18 protein-coding genes are annotated in these 14,601 nt (G+C 63.9%); 9 read left to right on the forward strand and 9 right to left on the reverse strand.

The window, feature by feature from the left end; all coding sequences use genetic code 11:
• The first annotated feature begins 53 nt into the window (after positions 1–53).
• Positions 54–743, forward strand: coding sequence for an NIPSNAP family protein (locus TMPK1_RS14195; RefSeq protein WP_420243695.1), 690 nt, complete (start codon positions 54–56; stop codon positions 741–743).
• On the opposite strand, the gene TMPK1_RS14200 is transcribed toward TMPK1_RS14195, so the two are convergent.
• The gene (locus TMPK1_RS14200) at positions 730–1,569 is read right to left on the reverse strand and encodes a class I SAM-dependent methyltransferase (RefSeq protein ID WP_420243696.1); all 840 of its coding nucleotides are present in this window, start codon (positions 1,567–1,569) and stop codon (positions 730–732) included. The two genes, TMPK1_RS14195 and TMPK1_RS14200, sit on opposite strands and share 14 nt — an antisense overlap.
• 138 nt (positions 1,570–1,707) lie before the next feature.
• On the opposite strand from TMPK1_RS14200, the gene TMPK1_RS14205 reads away from it, so the two are divergent.
• Positions 1,708–3,675, forward strand: a complete 1,968-nt coding sequence (locus TMPK1_RS14205; RefSeq protein WP_420243698.1) for a tetratricopeptide repeat protein — start codon at positions 1,708–1,710, stop codon at positions 3,673–3,675.
• A gap of 9 nt (positions 3,676–3,684) precedes the next feature.
• Here TMPK1_RS14205 and TMPK1_RS14210 read toward each other — a convergent pair whose 3' ends face one another.
• From TMPK1_RS14210 to TMPK1_RS14230, 5 genes are all read right to left on the reverse strand, one after another.
• The gene (locus tag TMPK1_RS14210; protein ID WP_420243700.1) at positions 3,685–3,975 is read right to left on the reverse strand and encodes a DUF2312 domain-containing protein; all 291 of its coding nucleotides are present in this window, start codon (positions 3,973–3,975) and stop codon (positions 3,685–3,687) included.
• A 76-nt stretch (positions 3,976–4,051) separates the two neighbouring features.
• Complete coding sequence (locus TMPK1_RS14215; RefSeq protein WP_420243702.1) at positions 4,052–4,675, reverse strand: COQ9 family protein; 624 nt, start codon at positions 4,673–4,675, stop codon at positions 4,052–4,054.
• Positions 4,672–5,196 (reverse strand): peptide deformylase, encoded by a 525-nt coding sequence (gene def, locus TMPK1_RS14220; RefSeq protein WP_420243704.1) that lies wholly within the window; start codon positions 5,194–5,196, stop codon positions 4,672–4,674. Before def ends, TMPK1_RS14215 begins: the two co-directional genes overlap by 4 nt.
• A 4-nt stretch (positions 5,197–5,200) precedes the next feature.
• Complete coding sequence (locus TMPK1_RS14225; protein WP_420243706.1) at positions 5,201–5,479, reverse strand: acylphosphatase; 279 nt, start codon at positions 5,477–5,479, stop codon at positions 5,201–5,203.
• Between the two features lie 8 nt (positions 5,480–5,487).
• Positions 5,488–6,744 (reverse strand): serine hydrolase, encoded by a 1,257-nt coding sequence (locus TMPK1_RS14230; protein ID WP_420243707.1) that lies wholly within the window; start codon positions 6,742–6,744, stop codon positions 5,488–5,490.
• A gap of 300 nt (positions 6,745–7,044) precedes the next feature.
• Here TMPK1_RS14230 and TMPK1_RS14235 point away from each other — a divergent pair, with 300 nt between their 5' ends.
• From TMPK1_RS14235 to TMPK1_RS14250, 4 genes are all read left to right on the forward strand, one after another.
• Positions 7,045–7,479 carry a phasin family protein gene (locus tag TMPK1_RS14235; RefSeq protein WP_420243709.1) on the forward strand — a complete coding sequence of 145 codons (435 nt, stop codon included), beginning with the start codon at positions 7,045–7,047 and terminating at the stop codon, positions 7,477–7,479.
• 218 nt (positions 7,480–7,697) lie between these two features.
• Positions 7,698–8,024: an ATP-dependent Clp protease adapter ClpS gene (gene clpS, locus TMPK1_RS14240; RefSeq protein WP_420243711.1), complete on the forward strand. Its 327-nt coding sequence runs from the start codon at positions 7,698–7,700 to the stop codon at positions 8,022–8,024.
• Positions 8,025–8,030: 6 nt separating this feature from the next.
• Positions 8,031–10,322 carry an ATP-dependent Clp protease ATP-binding subunit ClpA gene (clpA, locus tag TMPK1_RS14245; protein ID WP_420243713.1) on the forward strand — a complete coding sequence of 764 codons (2,292 nt, stop codon included), beginning with the start codon at positions 8,031–8,033 and terminating at the stop codon, positions 10,320–10,322.
• Positions 10,323–10,344: 22 nt separating this feature from the next.
• Positions 10,345–10,815: a nucleoside deaminase gene (locus tag TMPK1_RS14250; protein ID WP_420243715.1), complete on the forward strand. Its 471-nt coding sequence runs from the start codon at positions 10,345–10,347 to the stop codon at positions 10,813–10,815.
• Here TMPK1_RS14250 and TMPK1_RS14255 read toward each other — a convergent pair.
• The 3 genes from TMPK1_RS14255 to TMPK1_RS14265 form a co-directional block, all read right to left on the reverse strand.
• Positions 10,812–11,960, reverse strand: a complete 1,149-nt coding sequence (locus TMPK1_RS14255; protein WP_420243716.1) for a GNAT family N-acetyltransferase — start codon at positions 11,958–11,960, stop codon at positions 10,812–10,814. The two genes, TMPK1_RS14250 and TMPK1_RS14255, sit on opposite strands and share 4 nt — an antisense overlap.
• Positions 11,961–11,965: 5 nt before the next feature.
• A complete protein-coding gene (locus TMPK1_RS14260) occupies positions 11,966–12,427 on the reverse strand; it encodes a RidA family protein (protein ID WP_420243717.1) in 462 nt (153 codons plus the stop codon).
• An 81-nt stretch (positions 12,428–12,508) separates the two neighbouring features.
• The gene (locus TMPK1_RS14265; RefSeq protein ID WP_420243718.1) at positions 12,509–12,907 is read right to left on the reverse strand and encodes a hypothetical protein; all 399 of its coding nucleotides are present in this window, start codon (positions 12,905–12,907) and stop codon (positions 12,509–12,511) included.
• Between the two features lie 206 nt (positions 12,908–13,113).
• On the opposite strand from TMPK1_RS14265, the gene TMPK1_RS14270 reads away from it, so the two are divergent.
• From TMPK1_RS14270 to TMPK1_RS14280, 3 genes are read left to right on the forward strand one after another with little or no spacing between them, the layout of a single operon-like run.
• A complete protein-coding gene (locus TMPK1_RS14270; RefSeq protein WP_420243720.1) occupies positions 13,114–13,503 on the forward strand; it encodes an NADH:ubiquinone oxidoreductase subunit NDUFA12 in 390 nt (129 codons plus the stop codon).
• The gene (gene mlaD, locus TMPK1_RS14275) at positions 13,500–14,009 is read left to right on the forward strand and encodes an outer membrane lipid asymmetry maintenance protein MlaD (protein WP_420243721.1); all 510 of its coding nucleotides are present in this window, start codon (positions 13,500–13,502) and stop codon (positions 14,007–14,009) included. The genes TMPK1_RS14270 and mlaD overlap by 4 nt, the downstream gene beginning before the upstream one ends.
• Before the next feature lie 47 nt (positions 14,010–14,056).
• A complete protein-coding gene (locus TMPK1_RS14280) occupies positions 14,057–14,599 on the forward strand; it encodes a DUF2155 domain-containing protein (RefSeq protein ID WP_420243722.1) in 543 nt (180 codons plus the stop codon).
• Positions 14,600–14,601 lie beyond the last annotated feature (2 nt).

Below are 14,601 nucleotides of genomic sequence, written 5' to 3' on the forward strand. Positions count from 1 at the left end.
AGACGACGCGCGGTGAATCGGGCTTCTCCAGCCTCTCACCAAGGAGCCCTGACGTGACCTCGTACCCGTTCGTCGAATATCGCCGCTACACGTTGCATCTAGGCCGGCGCGACGAGTTGATCACCTTGTTCGAGCGCGAATTCGTCGAGACCCAGGAAGCGGAAGGCATGACTCTGCTCGGCCAGTTTCGCGTCCTGGATCGGCCCGAGCTGTTCGTCTGGTTGCGCGGCTTTCCCGACATGGCGACGCGCGGCGATCGACTTGGTGCGTTCTATGGCGGTCCAGCCTGGAAATCGAATCGTGACGCCGCCAATGCGACGATGATCGATTCCGACGACGTGTTCCTGCTGCGGCCGGCAGCGCCGCAATTCGGGTTTACGCACGACGTGCGCGGTCGCGCGCCGATCGGCAGTGAGACAGTGCCGGCCGGCCTGTTTCTGGCCGTGACCTGGTTCGTCGCCGATACGGTTGCGTTCGTCACATCGTTCGAACGATCGATTGCACCGGCACTGCGCGCGGCTGGCGGCCAACTGCGCGCGACGTATGTGCGAGCGCACGAAGAAAACAACTTCCCGGCTCTGCCGGTGCGCGAGGAAAATGTCTTTGTCTGTTTCGTCGCGTTCGATCCAGGCGCGTCGCGGCCGGCGATCGAGGCGGTCCTGGCACCGCACTGCGATGCCAGGACCGAGCTGTTGTGGTTGACGCCGACCGAACGGTCGGCGCTGCACCTCAACGGCGAGTGACGATCACTTCAAGATATTCGCTTTGCACGACCATCGTGCCGTCTTTGGCGACGTTGTGCTGCGCGATCAATGCAAGCAGATCGTGATCCAGCGCGGCTTGCGCCGCCGGCGCCAAGGCGGCGTACGTCTTCAGGACCGGGCCGTAGAAGGTCTTGAAAATATCCAGCCAGTGTTGCGGCGAGCGATAGCGGAAGGCGAAGGTACGCGACGTCGTCTCGATCGATGCAGCCTGCGGCCCGAACATCTCGTTTAGCCGTGCGCGGGTTCCCCACAGCGCCGGTGACTTGGCGCCGGGCGGCGGCGCGACATGCTTGCCAATCGTCTTGAAGACCTGGCCGATGAAGCCGTCGGGCGTCCAGTTCGCCAGGCCGATTTTCCCGCCTTTGCGGCAGACGCGGATCAGTTCGGCAGCAGCGCGATCATGGTCGGCGGTGAACATCACGCCGAAGGTCGAAACGACGACGTCGAACTGTTCATTCGAAAAGGGCAGCGCTTCGGCATCGGCTTCGCGGAACTCGATCGTCAGGCGCTCGGCCTCGGCGCGTTCGCGGCCGCGCTCGAGCAGCGCCGGCACATAGTCGGTCGACACCACGTCGCACCAACGGCGTGCCGCGGCGAGCGAGACGTTGCCGTTACCCGCTGCCACGTCGAGCACTTTCTGGCCCGGGCGCAGATCCAGCGCCTCGCATAGTTCTTCGCCGACGATCTGCAGCGTCGTGCCGACGACCGCGTAGTCGCCGGACGACCAAGCACCATGCTGGCGGGTCTTGATTGCCTTGACATCGAGGGGTGCGGGTGGGGGATTCACGATAGCCGTGCCAGCCATAGACATACTTTTTCTCCGTTGGAGCAGGACCGAATCCTGCAGGTTCGCTTGCGCGCATGCGCGGCGGGGCCGGCGGGAACCGGCACGACGCGTTGCAACGCTTGCTGTTGTCTCTACGCGGGCGGCGTGGAGCCGAGCGTGGTAGCCAGCGTGGAAATGACCGGTCTGCACGTACAAATGCTTGGTCCGCTGACGATCCGGCGCGACGGAAACGTGCTGACCCTGCCCGCTTCGCGCAAAGCGCGTGCGCTCTTCGCCTATCTCGCGCTGGCGCCGCATGCGGTGACGCGCAGCCAGCTTTGCGAGCTGTTGTGGGACGTTCCCAACGACCCGCGCGGCGAGCTGCGCTGGTGCCTGAGCAAAATTCGCGGGTTGATCGAAACGGCGGACCAACGGCGGGTCGAGACCGCCGGCGACACGGTGCGGCTGGATCTGCGCGGCTGTTTTGTCGACGCGATCGCCATCGCCGAAGCGGTGCAGAACCTTGCGACCGTGGCGCCGGCGCGGCTGCGCCAGATCGCGTCCTTCTTCGGCGGCGATTTCCTCGACGGGCTGGAGATCGATCGCAGCCCCGTGTTCAACGGCTGGCTGATCGCGCAACGACGACGCTTTCGCTTCTTTCATGCGGCGGTGTTGGAGCGGCTCGTCAGCGACGCCGGCGACGACGAGATCCTCGGCCATCTCGAAGCCTGGCTCGAACTCGCACCGTTCGATCATCGCGTGCACGACAAGCTGCTGCAGACCCTGGCGCGGCGCGGGCGCATACGTGAAGGCGAAGAACATCTGGCCGCGACCGCCAAGTCGTTCGAGGTCGAAGGTCTCGATTCAGCGCCGCTGTATGAATCGTGGCGCAATGCGCGCGGCCAGCCCGCGATGGCGGTCGTCCCGGATGCAAGCGAGGTCGCCGCTACGCCGGCGACGCGGCGGGCCTCAATTGCCGTCATGCCGTTTGTCGACGGTTCGTTTGCGGGCGACCTACGCGGCGGCGCGGCCGATGCAATGGCGCACGACATCATCACGCGCCTCGCCAAGCTGCGCAGCTTGTTCGTCATCGCGCAGGGCAGCGTCTTCGCGCTGCACGAGCGGAAGATCTGCGCCGAAGATGCGGGCCGTGTGCTGAATGTCGACTATGTCGTCAGCGGCTCGGTGCGTCGCCAGGGCAACCAGCTGACCGTCATTGTCGAGCTGGCGGAAACGCGCACGGCGCGGATCGTCTGGGCCGAACGGTTCGACCAGAAGCTCGACGACGCGTTTCTGGTGCTCGACGAGATCGGCAATCGCATCGTCGCGTCGATCGCGAGCGAGGTCGAAACCAACGAGCGCAATCTTGCGATCTTGAAGCCGCCCAATTCCTTGACGGCGTGGGAAGCGCATCATCGCGGCCTGTGGCACATGTACCGCTTCAACAAAGCGGACAACCAACGGGCGCAGCATTTCTTCGAGATGGCCGTGCGGCTGGATCCGACCTTTGCGCGCGCCTATGCGGGCCTGTCTTTCACGCATTTTCAAAGCGCGTTTCAGGGTTGGGCCGATCGCAAAGCGGAAATCGACCTCGCCTATGACACGGCTGGCCGCAGCATGCTGATCGACGATCGCGATCCAGCGGCGCATTGGGCGGTCGGGCGCGCGCTCTGGCTACGCGGTCAGTACGATGACTCGGTCGACAAGCTGAAACAGGCGATCGATCTCAGCCCGAACTTTGCGCTCGGTCACTACGCGCTTGCGTTTGTGCAATCGCAGGCCGGCGATCCGACCGCGGCGATCTTGTCATCCGATCACTCACGACATCTCAGCCCGTTCGATCCACTGATTTTCGCGATGCTGGGTGCGCGCGCCTTGGCGCTGGTGCGCTTGGGACAATTCGAAGAGGCAGCAGACTGGGCGGCGAAAGCTGCGGCGCGTCCCAACGCGCACGCGCAGATTCATGCAATCGCCGCCTGTTCTCTGGCGCTCGCAGGCCGCACCGATGAAGCGCGACTGCAGCTTGCGACCATCCACAAGACGCAACCGCGCTACAGCAGTGACGATTTTTTCACCGCGCTGAAGTTCGACGCCGACGGCGAGCGCCTCTTCCGCGAAGGCGCGCGGCGCGTCGGAATGCGCTAACGACGCTGGTTACGCTTCCATACCAAGCGCGTGCATGTAGAGCTGCAGCAATTCGCTTTGCTCGCGGCGCTGTTCCAATTCGACTTTGCGCAGCGCGATCAGTTTGCGCAGCGCTTTGACGTCGTAGCCGGTGCCTTTGGCTTCGGCGTAGATGTCGCGAATATCGGCGGTGATGCCGGATTTTTCTTCTTCAAGACGTTCGATCCGGTCGACGAAGCTGCGCAGGCGCTTGGCGCCGACTTCATCGGACTGATTGGTCATCGAAACGACATTCGTCTTGTTTCCGCGCGGCGCGGCCATCCCATGTCTCCTGGTCCCGAGGGGGGCGGACCCTAGCGCAGCGTCTCCGCCAGGCGAAGCCGATTCGACGGGAAAATTACGTCCGCCGCATGCGACGGAACGGCAGCGGCAGATGGTCGCCGAGGTTCTTCAATTGCGCCAAACGCTTGCCGACGCGCAGAACCTCGTCGAGGCGGCGTTCGAGGAAACGCCAGCTCGCCGCGTGGTCGGGCGAACGGTCGCGCAGCCAGTACGCCGTGGTCGCAACCACAACGCCCGCGAGCAGGCCGCGCTTGGTGTAGAAATTATAATCGGTCGATGTGTCGCCGGCGGCGCGCCAGATCGCGTCGACCGTACGATAGACCGCACGCGCCGCGTCGGGCGCAGCACCGGGCTGCGCCAAGACGCGCGTCGAGCGACGCACCGCTTCTTGATGCGGCGCCAATGCTTCGAGCCGCGCACGCACGCCAAGCGCAACGCGGTCGCGCACGCGCATCTTGGTCAGATCGTGTGTCTGCAACGTCGCCTGCATCGCAGCGTCGGCCCAATCGCTGAAGGCGAGCACGGCGTCGAGTGGACCGCGCGGGAAAATCCGGCGCCAGGCCTGTTCGTCGAAACCCGCGGCGCGCGACGCGGTGGCGAGCGCCGCTTCGGTCCAACCGTCGAATGGGACCGACGGCAGCAACTGCGTCAGAAGGCGATCGGCGTCCTGGTCGCTCATAATGTTTCTCCCTCGCGCGCAGCGTCGAGCTCGGGCCCATAGCCCAGCGACGCCATATCGGTCATCCGATCGAGATAGACCACACCGTCGAGATGGTCGACCTCGTGCTGCAGAATGCGCGCCTCAAAGCCGGTCGCTTCGCGTTCGACGCGGTTGCCGGCGAGATCGATCCCGCTGAGGCCGACCCGTGCGAAGCGCGGCACCAGACCGCGCAGCTCGGGAATCGACAGGCAGCCTTCGGCACCCAATTCGCGCACGTCGCTGAGCGGGATCAGTTCGGGATTGAGCAGCCCGACAATCTGGTCGCTGGACTCGCCGCGCACCGCGATCGGCCGCCACACGATCGCGCGCAACCCGCTTGCAACCTGCGGCGCCGCCAGTCCAACACCGTTGGCCGCTTGCATCGTTTCCGCCATGTCGGCGAGCAGCCGTGCGAGTTCGGGATCGGTCGGATCAACGATCGGTGCTGCGACAGCGCGCAAAATCGGATCGCCGAGACGGATGATGGGTCGGAGCGCCATGACCCTAGAGCGTAGGCAGGATCCGCAGCCCGTCCAGTCCTTTGGAATCCGCGCCGGTGACGTCGACCTTGTCGACGCGCGCGTGCGACGGGCCGCTGCGCGCCGCGTCGATCATCTGCGTCAGCGCGCTGTCATTTCCGGCGATGCACGCTTCGACGCTGCCGTCGGCGCGATTGCGAACCCAGCCGACCAGACCGCGCGCACGCGCTTCGTCGGCAAACCAGGCGCGATAACCGACGCCCTGCACACGACCAGAGATACGGAGAAGAACCGCGCGCAGCATGCTGACGCTTACGCGCCCGGTGCGACTTTCAAGCAGTTGGCGACGACGCTGCAGGCGCGCTTCGCCGCTGCAGGGTCGAGTCCGACCAGACGAGCGCGATAGACGGTTGAGCCGCCGGACCTCAACGCTTCGACAGCGCGCTGGGCTTTTTGCAGCAGCGCCGGTGCCTGCTTGATCGCCTTGTCGAGCGCAGCCTGCGCTGCTTTCGCGCTCGAGAACGCGCCGACCTGAATGCTCCAACCTTTGCCCGATGCAGTCGCTGCAGCGGCAGGCTTCATCGATGCGGCCTGCATGACCGGCGCGGGCGGCGCCATCAGCTTCGGCGTCGGCACCGGGAACGGAATGTCGCCCTCGCCTTTGGTTGCGGCGTCGGCAAGCGCGGCCAGCTGTTCGCCCGCCGGTTCGTCTTCGGGCTGGTACTGCGCAACCTGCATCGAAAGCGGCTTGTGACCCGGCTTCGGTACGCCGGCCGCAGCAACCACGGCGGCGTCGCCCTGACCGACTTTGCGGAAACCGGCATCAAGAAGCGCGGCCATGTAGTTGTCGCGGGCGACCGCGCTGGGTCCGCCAAACACGACACCGATCAGCCGGTGACCGTTGCGCACCGCCGATGCGGTCAAATTGAAACCCGACGCGCGGATGAAGCCGGTTTTGAGACCGTCCATGCCGGCATAGCGTTCCATCAGGTGATTGTGGTTGCGATAGGTCGAACCGTTGAACTCAAATTCTTCGGTCGAGAAATAGTGATAGTACTTGGCGTATTGCTTGATCAGCGCACGGCCGAGTACCGACATGTCGCGCGCGGTCGAAATCTGTCCCGGATCCGGCAGACCCGACGCGTTGCGGAAGATCGTGTTGCGCATGCCGAGTTGGCGCGCACGTGCGGTCATCATCTGCGCGAAGCGTTGCTCGGTGCCGCCGATGCCTTCGGCCAGCACGACGGCGGCATCGTTCGCCGACTGCGTCACCAGCGCCAGAATGGCGTCTTCGACCCGCAGCGAGTCACCCGGCTGCACACCGAGCTTGGTCGGCGACATCGACGAGGCTGCTGCTGAAACGGGCAAACGTTTTTGCAGATTGAAGCGGCCGCTTTCGATGGCGTCGAACGTCATCAGCAGCGTCATCATCTTGGTCATCGACGCTGGGTGCAGCGATCGATCGGGGTCTTCCTGGCTGAGCACTTGGTTGGTGTCGGCATCGATCACGATCGACGCATCCATGGCGCGCGCAATGCCGGGCACTGCAAATAGGAGCGCGACCAACATCGCACCCATCGCCCGACCGGCGATCCGTCCCCCAAGCTGCATTCCTGCCCCCCGCCTCCAGCGACTGAACTGGAGGTTTGCCGAATTTTGGTTAAGGAAGCACTTCTGGGTTGTCCAGCAAATTCCGGATTTCACTCAGCTTTTTTGCGCTTTGTCCAATATGCGACCGAACAACGCTTGACTTTTAGGCAGTTCAGGACGACTTATGCTGCACCGCAACAAACCACTGCGGAAAGCGGCCGGCTCCCTACTGGAAACCTGCGCCGCACCCGCGAAACAACCGTGCGACGGAGAGATCAAATGACCGATACCACCCAGTTCCAAGCCGCCACCTTCGCAGCCGCCAAGGAAACCTTTGGCAAGTTCGCTGGCCAGAACTTCAAGACCGTTGATGAAGTGGCCGCCTTCGGCAAAGCCAACCTCGACGCCTACCTCAAGGCCGGCTCGACCATCGCGAAGGGTCTGGAAGAACTGACCCGCGCCGTGGCGACCTATAGCCAGACCAACGTGACCGCATCGGTCGACGCGACGAAGGCCCTCTTCGGCGCCAAGACGATCCGCGAAGTCGCGGACCTGCAGAACGACTACGCCAAGAAGGCGTTCGACTCGCTGGTCACCGAGACCACCAAGCTCGGCGAACTCTCGGTTCGCGTCGCCAACGAAGCGATCGAGCCGCTGAACGCCCGCGTCAGCGCCGTGGTCGAAACCTTCTCGAAGCCGGCTGTCGCTGCCTAAGACCGCAGCCACCACCGACTAGCACGGGTTCGAAACCCCGCGGCATCACTGCCGCGGGGTTTCGTCGTTTTCGGGCTGGAGTTTTCCCCAGGTCGCGCCACCATCATGCCGGCAAGCGCGTTGTTGCAGGGAATTCACGTTCCTGTCGCTTTGCGCACTTTGCGAACTGGCCCTTGCGCGCCATATCCTGGTCTCGCGCGTTCACCTGAAAAGACAGCATGGCAGACGACGACAAGCGCTTTTCTGACGGTAGTGGCACCGGCGTGGTCGTAAAGACCCGCGCCGAAACCAAAAAGCCGTCCATGTACAAAGTGCTCATGCTCAACGACGACTACACGCCGATGGAGTTCGTCGTTCATGTGCTGGAAAGATTCTTCCGTAAGAGTCGCGAAGAGGCGACTCGTATCATGATGCACATACACCGGCGCGGTGTCGGCTTGTGCGGCGTGTACACTTACGAGGTGGCGGAGACGAAGGTGACGCAGGTCATGGATTTCGCCCGACAGCAGCAACACCCTCTCCAATGCACGTTGGAGCGGGACTGAACGAAAATGCTTAGCCGCAACCTAGAACAAACTCTTCACCGCGCGCTCGCCCAGGCGAACGCCCGTCGCCACGAATATTCGACGCTCGAGCATCTGCTGCTCGCGTTGACCGAGGACCAGGACGCGATCGCCGTCCTGCGTGCCTGCGGCGTGGACATGTCCAAGCTGCGCGAACAGCTTGCCGACTATATCGACAACGAATTGTCGAACCTGACGACCGATGGCGGCGATGAAGCCAAGCCAACGGCCGGGTTTCAACGCGTGCTGCAGCGGGCTGCAATTCACGTTCAGTCGTCGGGCCGTGACGAAGTCACCGGCGCCAACGTGCTGGTCGCGCTGTTCAGCGAACGCGAAAGCCATGCCGTCTATTTCCTGCAGGAGCAGGAGATGACGCGCTTCGACGCGGTCAATTACATCAGTCACGGCATCTCGAAAGCGCCGGGGCAGACCGAAACACGCCGGGTCAGCGGTGCCGACGCCGACGCGCAGGCCGAAAAGGTCGTGAAGAAGGGCCACGAGGCCCTCGACTCCTATTGCGTGAATCTCAATCGCAAAGCGCAGAGCGGCAAAATCGATCCGCTGATCGGACGCGACCACGAGGTCGAACGTACGATCCAGATTCTGTGCCGCCGGTCGAAGAACAATCCGCTCTATGTCGGCGATCCCGGCGTCGGCAAGACGGCGATCGCCGAAGGCCTGGCGCGACGCATCGTGCACGGCGAAGTGCCGGAAGTACTGAAAGACGCCGTCATTTACGCGCTCGATATGGGCGCGTTGCTGGCCGGCACGCGCTATCGCGGTGATTTCGAAGAACGGTTGAAAGCGGTCATCACCGAAATCGACCAGCAGCCTGGCTCGATCCTGTTCATCGACGAAATCCACACCGTCATCGGCGCGGGTGCAACGTCGGGCGGCGCGATGGATGCGTCGAACTTGCTGAAGCCGGCGCTGGCGCAAGGCACGCTGCGCTGCATCGGTTCGACGACCTACAAAGAATACCGCTCCTACTTCGAGAAGGACCGCGCGCTGGTCCGTCGCTTCCAGAAGATCGACGTCAACGAACCGTCGATTCCGGATGCGATCAAGATCTTGAACGGCATCAAGCCGTACTACGAAAAGCACCATCGCGTGCGCTACACGGCCGACGCGATCAAGACCGCGGTGGAATTGTCGGCGCGCTATATCGGCGACCGCAAACTGCCTGACAAAGCGATCGACGTGATCGACGAAGTCGGGGCGGCGCAGGCGTTGCTGCCCGAAGGCCGCCGTCGCAAGACGATCGGCGTCAAAGAAGTCGAAGCGGTCGTTGCCAAGATCGCGCGCATCCCACCGAAATCGGTGAGCCGCGACGACAAGGAAGCGCTGCGTTCGCTGGAAACCTCGTTGAAAACGATGGTGTTCGGCCAGGACAAGCCGATCGAAGCGCTGGCAAGCGCAATCAAGCTGGCGCGCGCCGGCTTGCGCGAACCGGAAAAGCCGATCGGCAGCTATTTGTTCAGCGGCCCCACCGGCGTCGGCAAAACCGAAGTCGCACGTCAGCTGGCGAAGACGCTGGGCATTGAACTGACGCGCTTCGACATGTCCGAATATATGGAGCGCCATACGGTTTCGCGCCTGATCGGCGCGCCGCCGGGCTATGTCGGGTTTGATCAGGGTGGCTTGCTGACCGATGCCGTCGATCAGCATCCGCACCAGGTGCTGCTGCTCGACGAAATCGAGAAAGCGCATCCCGACCTGTTCAACATCCTGTTGCAGGTGATGGATTACGGACGTCTCACCGATCACAACGGCAAGACGGTCGATTTCCGCAACGTCATTCTGATCATGACGACCAACGCTGGCGCGGCCGACATGGCCAAGCCGACGATCGGGTTCGAGCGCACGGTGCGCATCGGTGAAGACACCGAAGCGATCGAGAAAATGTTCACGCCGGAATTCCGCAACCGGTTGGACGCGATCATTCCGTTCGGCGGCCTGACGCCGGAAATCATCGGTCGCGTCGTCGACAAGTTCGTGATCCAGCTCGAAACGCAACTGGCCGATCGTGGCGTCGAAATCACGATGACGGACGAAGCGCGTCGCTGGCTGGGCGAACAGGGTTATGACGTGAAGATGGGCGCGCGGCCGTTGGCCCGCACGATCCAGGAACATGTCAAAAAGCCGCTCGCCGAAGAATTGTTGTTCGGCAAATTGTCGAAGGGCGGCACCGTCCGCATCGACGTACGCGACGGCAAGCTTTCCTTCGAACTCGAAGCGAAGCCTGCTGCGCCGGAAAAGATTCTCGAGCCGGCCGACTAGGCCGGCTCGTTCTTTCCCTTTCATGAGCGACGAAGTTTTTCTGCGCCGCGCGATTGCGCTTTCGCGCGCCGGCATGGAGTCGAACGAAGGCGGGCCGTTCGGCGCCGTCGTCGTGCGCGACGGCAAGATCATCGGCGAAGGCTGGAACCGCGTCGTCGCCAGCGGCGATCCGACCGCCCACGCCGAAGTCACAGCGATCCGCAACGCTGCCGCTGCAGTCGGACAGTTCGACCTGTCGGGGTCGACGATCTATGCCAGCTGCGAACCGTGCCCGATGTGCCTGGCCGCGATTCATTGGGCGCGGATCGGACGGATCGTCTACGCAGCCGCGTGCAGCGATGCGGCGTCGATCGGGTTCGATGATGGCGAGATTTTCGACGAGCTGCGCCGCCCGCCCCATGCGCGTCGCGTCGTCGCCGAACAGTCGCTGCAAGAGGAAGCCGCCGCCGTGATGCACGACTGGGCGGCGAAGGCCGACCGTACGCCCTACTAGTCTTCGCGAAACGGCGACAGCGCCGCCAGCGCCGCGCGTTCTTCGTCCATCGCATCCCGTTCATGTTCGAGCCAAGATTCCAGCGCGCTGCGGAAGCGTGGGTCGGCGACGTAATGTGCGCTGCGCGTTTTCACCGGCAGATAGCCGCGTTGAATCTTGTGCTCGCCTTGCGCGCCCGCTTCGACACGCTGCAGGCCGCGCTCGATCGCGAACTCGATCGCCTTGTAGTAGCAAGCTTCGAAATGCAGGAACGGCACATCTTCGGTTGCGCCCCAGTTGCGGCCGAACAACGTGTCGCTGCCGATGAGATTCAGCGCGCCGCCGATCCAACGCCCGTCACGCCGCGCCAGAATCAACACGACGCGATCGGCCATGGTTTCGCCCAGCCGGTCGAAGAAGCGTCGCGTCAAATAGGGGCTGCCCCATTTGCGATCGGACGTGCTGCGATAGAAGCGCCAGAACGCGTCCCAATGACTTGAATTCAATTCGTCGCCGCTGACCGCAACGATCTCGACACCGGCTGCGGCGACGGCGCGTCGTTCGCGCCGGATCGCTTTTCGTTTTGCCGACGACAGCGCCCCGAGAAAATCCTCGAACGTCGCGTAGCCGTCGTTGGCCCAGTGATACTGCACGCCTTCGCGCGCCAACCAGCCAGCCGCGGCAAACGCGTCGGCGTCGCGGTCGTTCAGAAAGGTTGCGTGCACGGTCGATGCGCGATGCGCCGCGGCAAGCGATTGCAGCCCGTCGATCAATGCCGCCGCGATCGGCGCGCGGTCGAATTCCGGACGAATCAACAAGCGCGGTCCCGGTACTGGCGTGAACGGCACCGCGACCTGCAATTTGGGATAGTAGCGACCGCCGGCGCGCTCATAGGCCTGCGCCCAGCCATGGTCGAAGACATATTCGCCGTAGGAATGAGACTTCAAAAAACACGGCACGACGCCGAGCAGAATATTGTCGTGCGTCAGCACCAGATGCTGTGGCAACCAGCCGGTCTCCGCCGTCGCCGACCCGCTCGCTTCCAGCGCATGGAGAAATTCATGCGCGACGAACGGATTGTCCGCTCCGGCGCACGCATTCCACGCCGCCGGATCGAGATCGGCGATGCGCTCGACGACCGTCAGCGTCGGCGCGATCCCGTCCACGTTCGCTATTCGACCTCGATGATGGCGTCGATCTCGACCGCACCGTTGCGCGGCAGCGACGGCGCACCTACGGCCGAGCGCGCGTGACGGCCGCGATCGCCCAGCACTTCGACGAACAGGTCTGATGCCCCGTTTCCGACGTCGGGCTGCTGCGTGAACTCGGGCACGCAAGCGACGAAGACCCCCAGCTTGACGACGCGGCGGATTTTTTCGAGATCGCCGCCAAGCGCGGCTTTGGTCTGGGCGAGAATATTGATGGCGCACAAGCGAGCCGCGTCGCGCGCCGCCTCCAACGTCACGTCGCGACCGACGACGCCGGTGATCGCAACTTTGCCGTCGCGCAGCGGCAGCTGGCCTGAGATGAACAGCAGATTGCCGGTCTTGACGTACGGCACGTAGTTGCCGGCGACCGTGCCGCCCGGCGGCAATTCGATGTTCAGCTCTTTGAGGCGCGCGTCGATCGACATCCAACTCTCCCGGCAAGCCTACGTGCTTGACGCCAGGAGGTAGCGCGCGAATTGCGTCGCGCCCAGTCCTAGATGGGCGCTTTAGATGGTCGCGCCGCGGCTGCGCAGTTGCGACTGGGCGCGGGCAACGGCGCTGTAATCGACATAGCGTTGCGCGGGTGGCAGCGGACGCTGCACGACATTTTGCGCGCTGTTGGCGAGAACGATGGTGCCGCCGACCGCGCGTGCAATGTCTTCGGCGCGCCGTTGCGCCAGGGTCGGGCCGCTGCCGCGCGCATTGCGCAGGCTGGGCAGGTTTTCGATCCGGGGGTCGACGCCCGATGTCGCCGCGACGCCGCTATTATAGAGCGTGGCAATGACCTTCCCGTGCAGCCGGACCTCGGCATAGACGCTGGTCGCGCCGGGAGGCACCGCGTCTCGATAGAGTTCGGCGGGCGTTACTTCGTGCAGGGCCTGTTTCAGGCGCGTCGTTTCGGTCACGGGGTACTCCGTGGTCGGTTGTGCCTCTCCCCTCTGCAAATCACGTGCTAGGCACGGACAATTGAAAACCCTGGCTTTTTCTCGACGGTCCCTGCGGCCGCCGCGCAACTTTTGCCCGGTCGGGTGCGGGCAGCGGAAATTTCTGCGAGGTGCCGTGCAGCGGCCCGCCTTGTGCCGCAGCACGGCCCGGTGTAGCCAAACGAACCATGGCCCGCCTGACCCTTTTGCGCGCCCTTTCGAACGCGTCGATCCTGCTTTTCACCTGGCGTCGTGGCACGTCGGTGGGCACGGATCTGTTCGGAAACCGCTACTACAAAGGCCCCGCACGTCGCGGCTCGAAGCGCGAACGTCGTTGGGTCATCTATGCCGGGGAACCCGAAGCATCGACCGTGCCGCCGGAATGGCATGCGTGGATGCATCACCAGCCCGTGGCTCCGCCGAGCGAGTCGCCCGCGACGCAGCGTCCTTGGATGTTGCCACCGCAAGCGAACCAGACCGGCACCGAAAACGCGTACCGTCCGCCGGGCCATCAGCTCGAAGGCGGCAAGCGCCGCCCGGCGACTGGCGACTATGAATCCTGGACGCCGCCAACTTGAACCGCAGCGTCGTTGAACCGATTCTGGGTGCGCTGATCCTGTTCGTCGCGATCGGCTTCTTGGTCTTCGCCTATGGCCGCGCGTCGACGCCGACCATCGCCAAAGGCTACGAACTCACCGCGCGCTTCTCTGCGATCGACGGCCTGTCGAAAGGCAGCGACGTGCGCGTCAGCGGCGTCAAAGTCGGCCAGGTCGCCGACATCAAAATCGAGCCCACAACCTTTCTCGCCATCGTGCGCTTGGTGATCGATCCGGCAGTGCAGCTGCCGAAAGATTCGCTCGCATCGGTGACCAGCGAAGGTCTGCTGGGCGGCAAGTTCGTCGCGCTGGAACCGGGCAGCGACGATGCGCGCATCCCCAATGGCGGCCGTATCGAACGCACCCAGTCAGCAGCGAGCCTCGACAAGCTGCTCGGCCAAGTGATCTTTAGCCTGCAGAATCTGGGCGGCGACAAAGACAAGAACGCGAACAGCGGCAACGCACCCGCGACTGCCGCACCGAAATAACAGCTGCCGCTTTTTCGCCGTTTCTGCGGACCAGCTTCCGGGCCAGCATGAAAGTCTTCGCTCTCACGGCGCTTCTCGCGTCGCTCGCATCCGCCGCCGCGTTGGCGCAAGACGCACCGCGTCCGGCAGCGCAACCGCGCGCCGCAGCACCGCGTCCGGAAAAGCCCGCCGACGCTGAATTGCCGCCCGCGCTTCCGCCCGGATCGATGATCGATCACCCGATCGCCGAGTTGCAGGCGCTGGACAAAATCACCGCGCGCGTCCGTCCGATCGAAGCGCGCGTCGGACAGACCTTCACCTTCGGCACGCTGAATTTGCAGGTCGAGGCCTGCCGCAAAGCACCGCCGGAAGAACCACGCGAGTCGGCGGCCTTCTTGCGTATTTGGGAAGCCAAACCCGGACAGGCGTCGAAATGGGTGTTTTCAGGCTGGATGTTCGCGTCGAGCCCCGCGCTCTCAGCGATGGATCACCCGGTCTATGACATCTGGCTGAAAGATTGCGGCGGTCCGGCCGCCGGCGCGACCGCACGCGACGACGCAGCACCGGCGCAGCCGCAGGCCGCGCCGGAACAACCCAAGCCGAAGCGCTGACT

Origin of the sequence: Roseiterribacter gracilis (assembly GCA_018332375.1) — a bacterium.
Classification (GTDB): Bacteria; Pseudomonadota; Alphaproteobacteria; order BOG-932; family Roseiterribacteraceae; genus Roseiterribacter; species Roseiterribacter gracilis.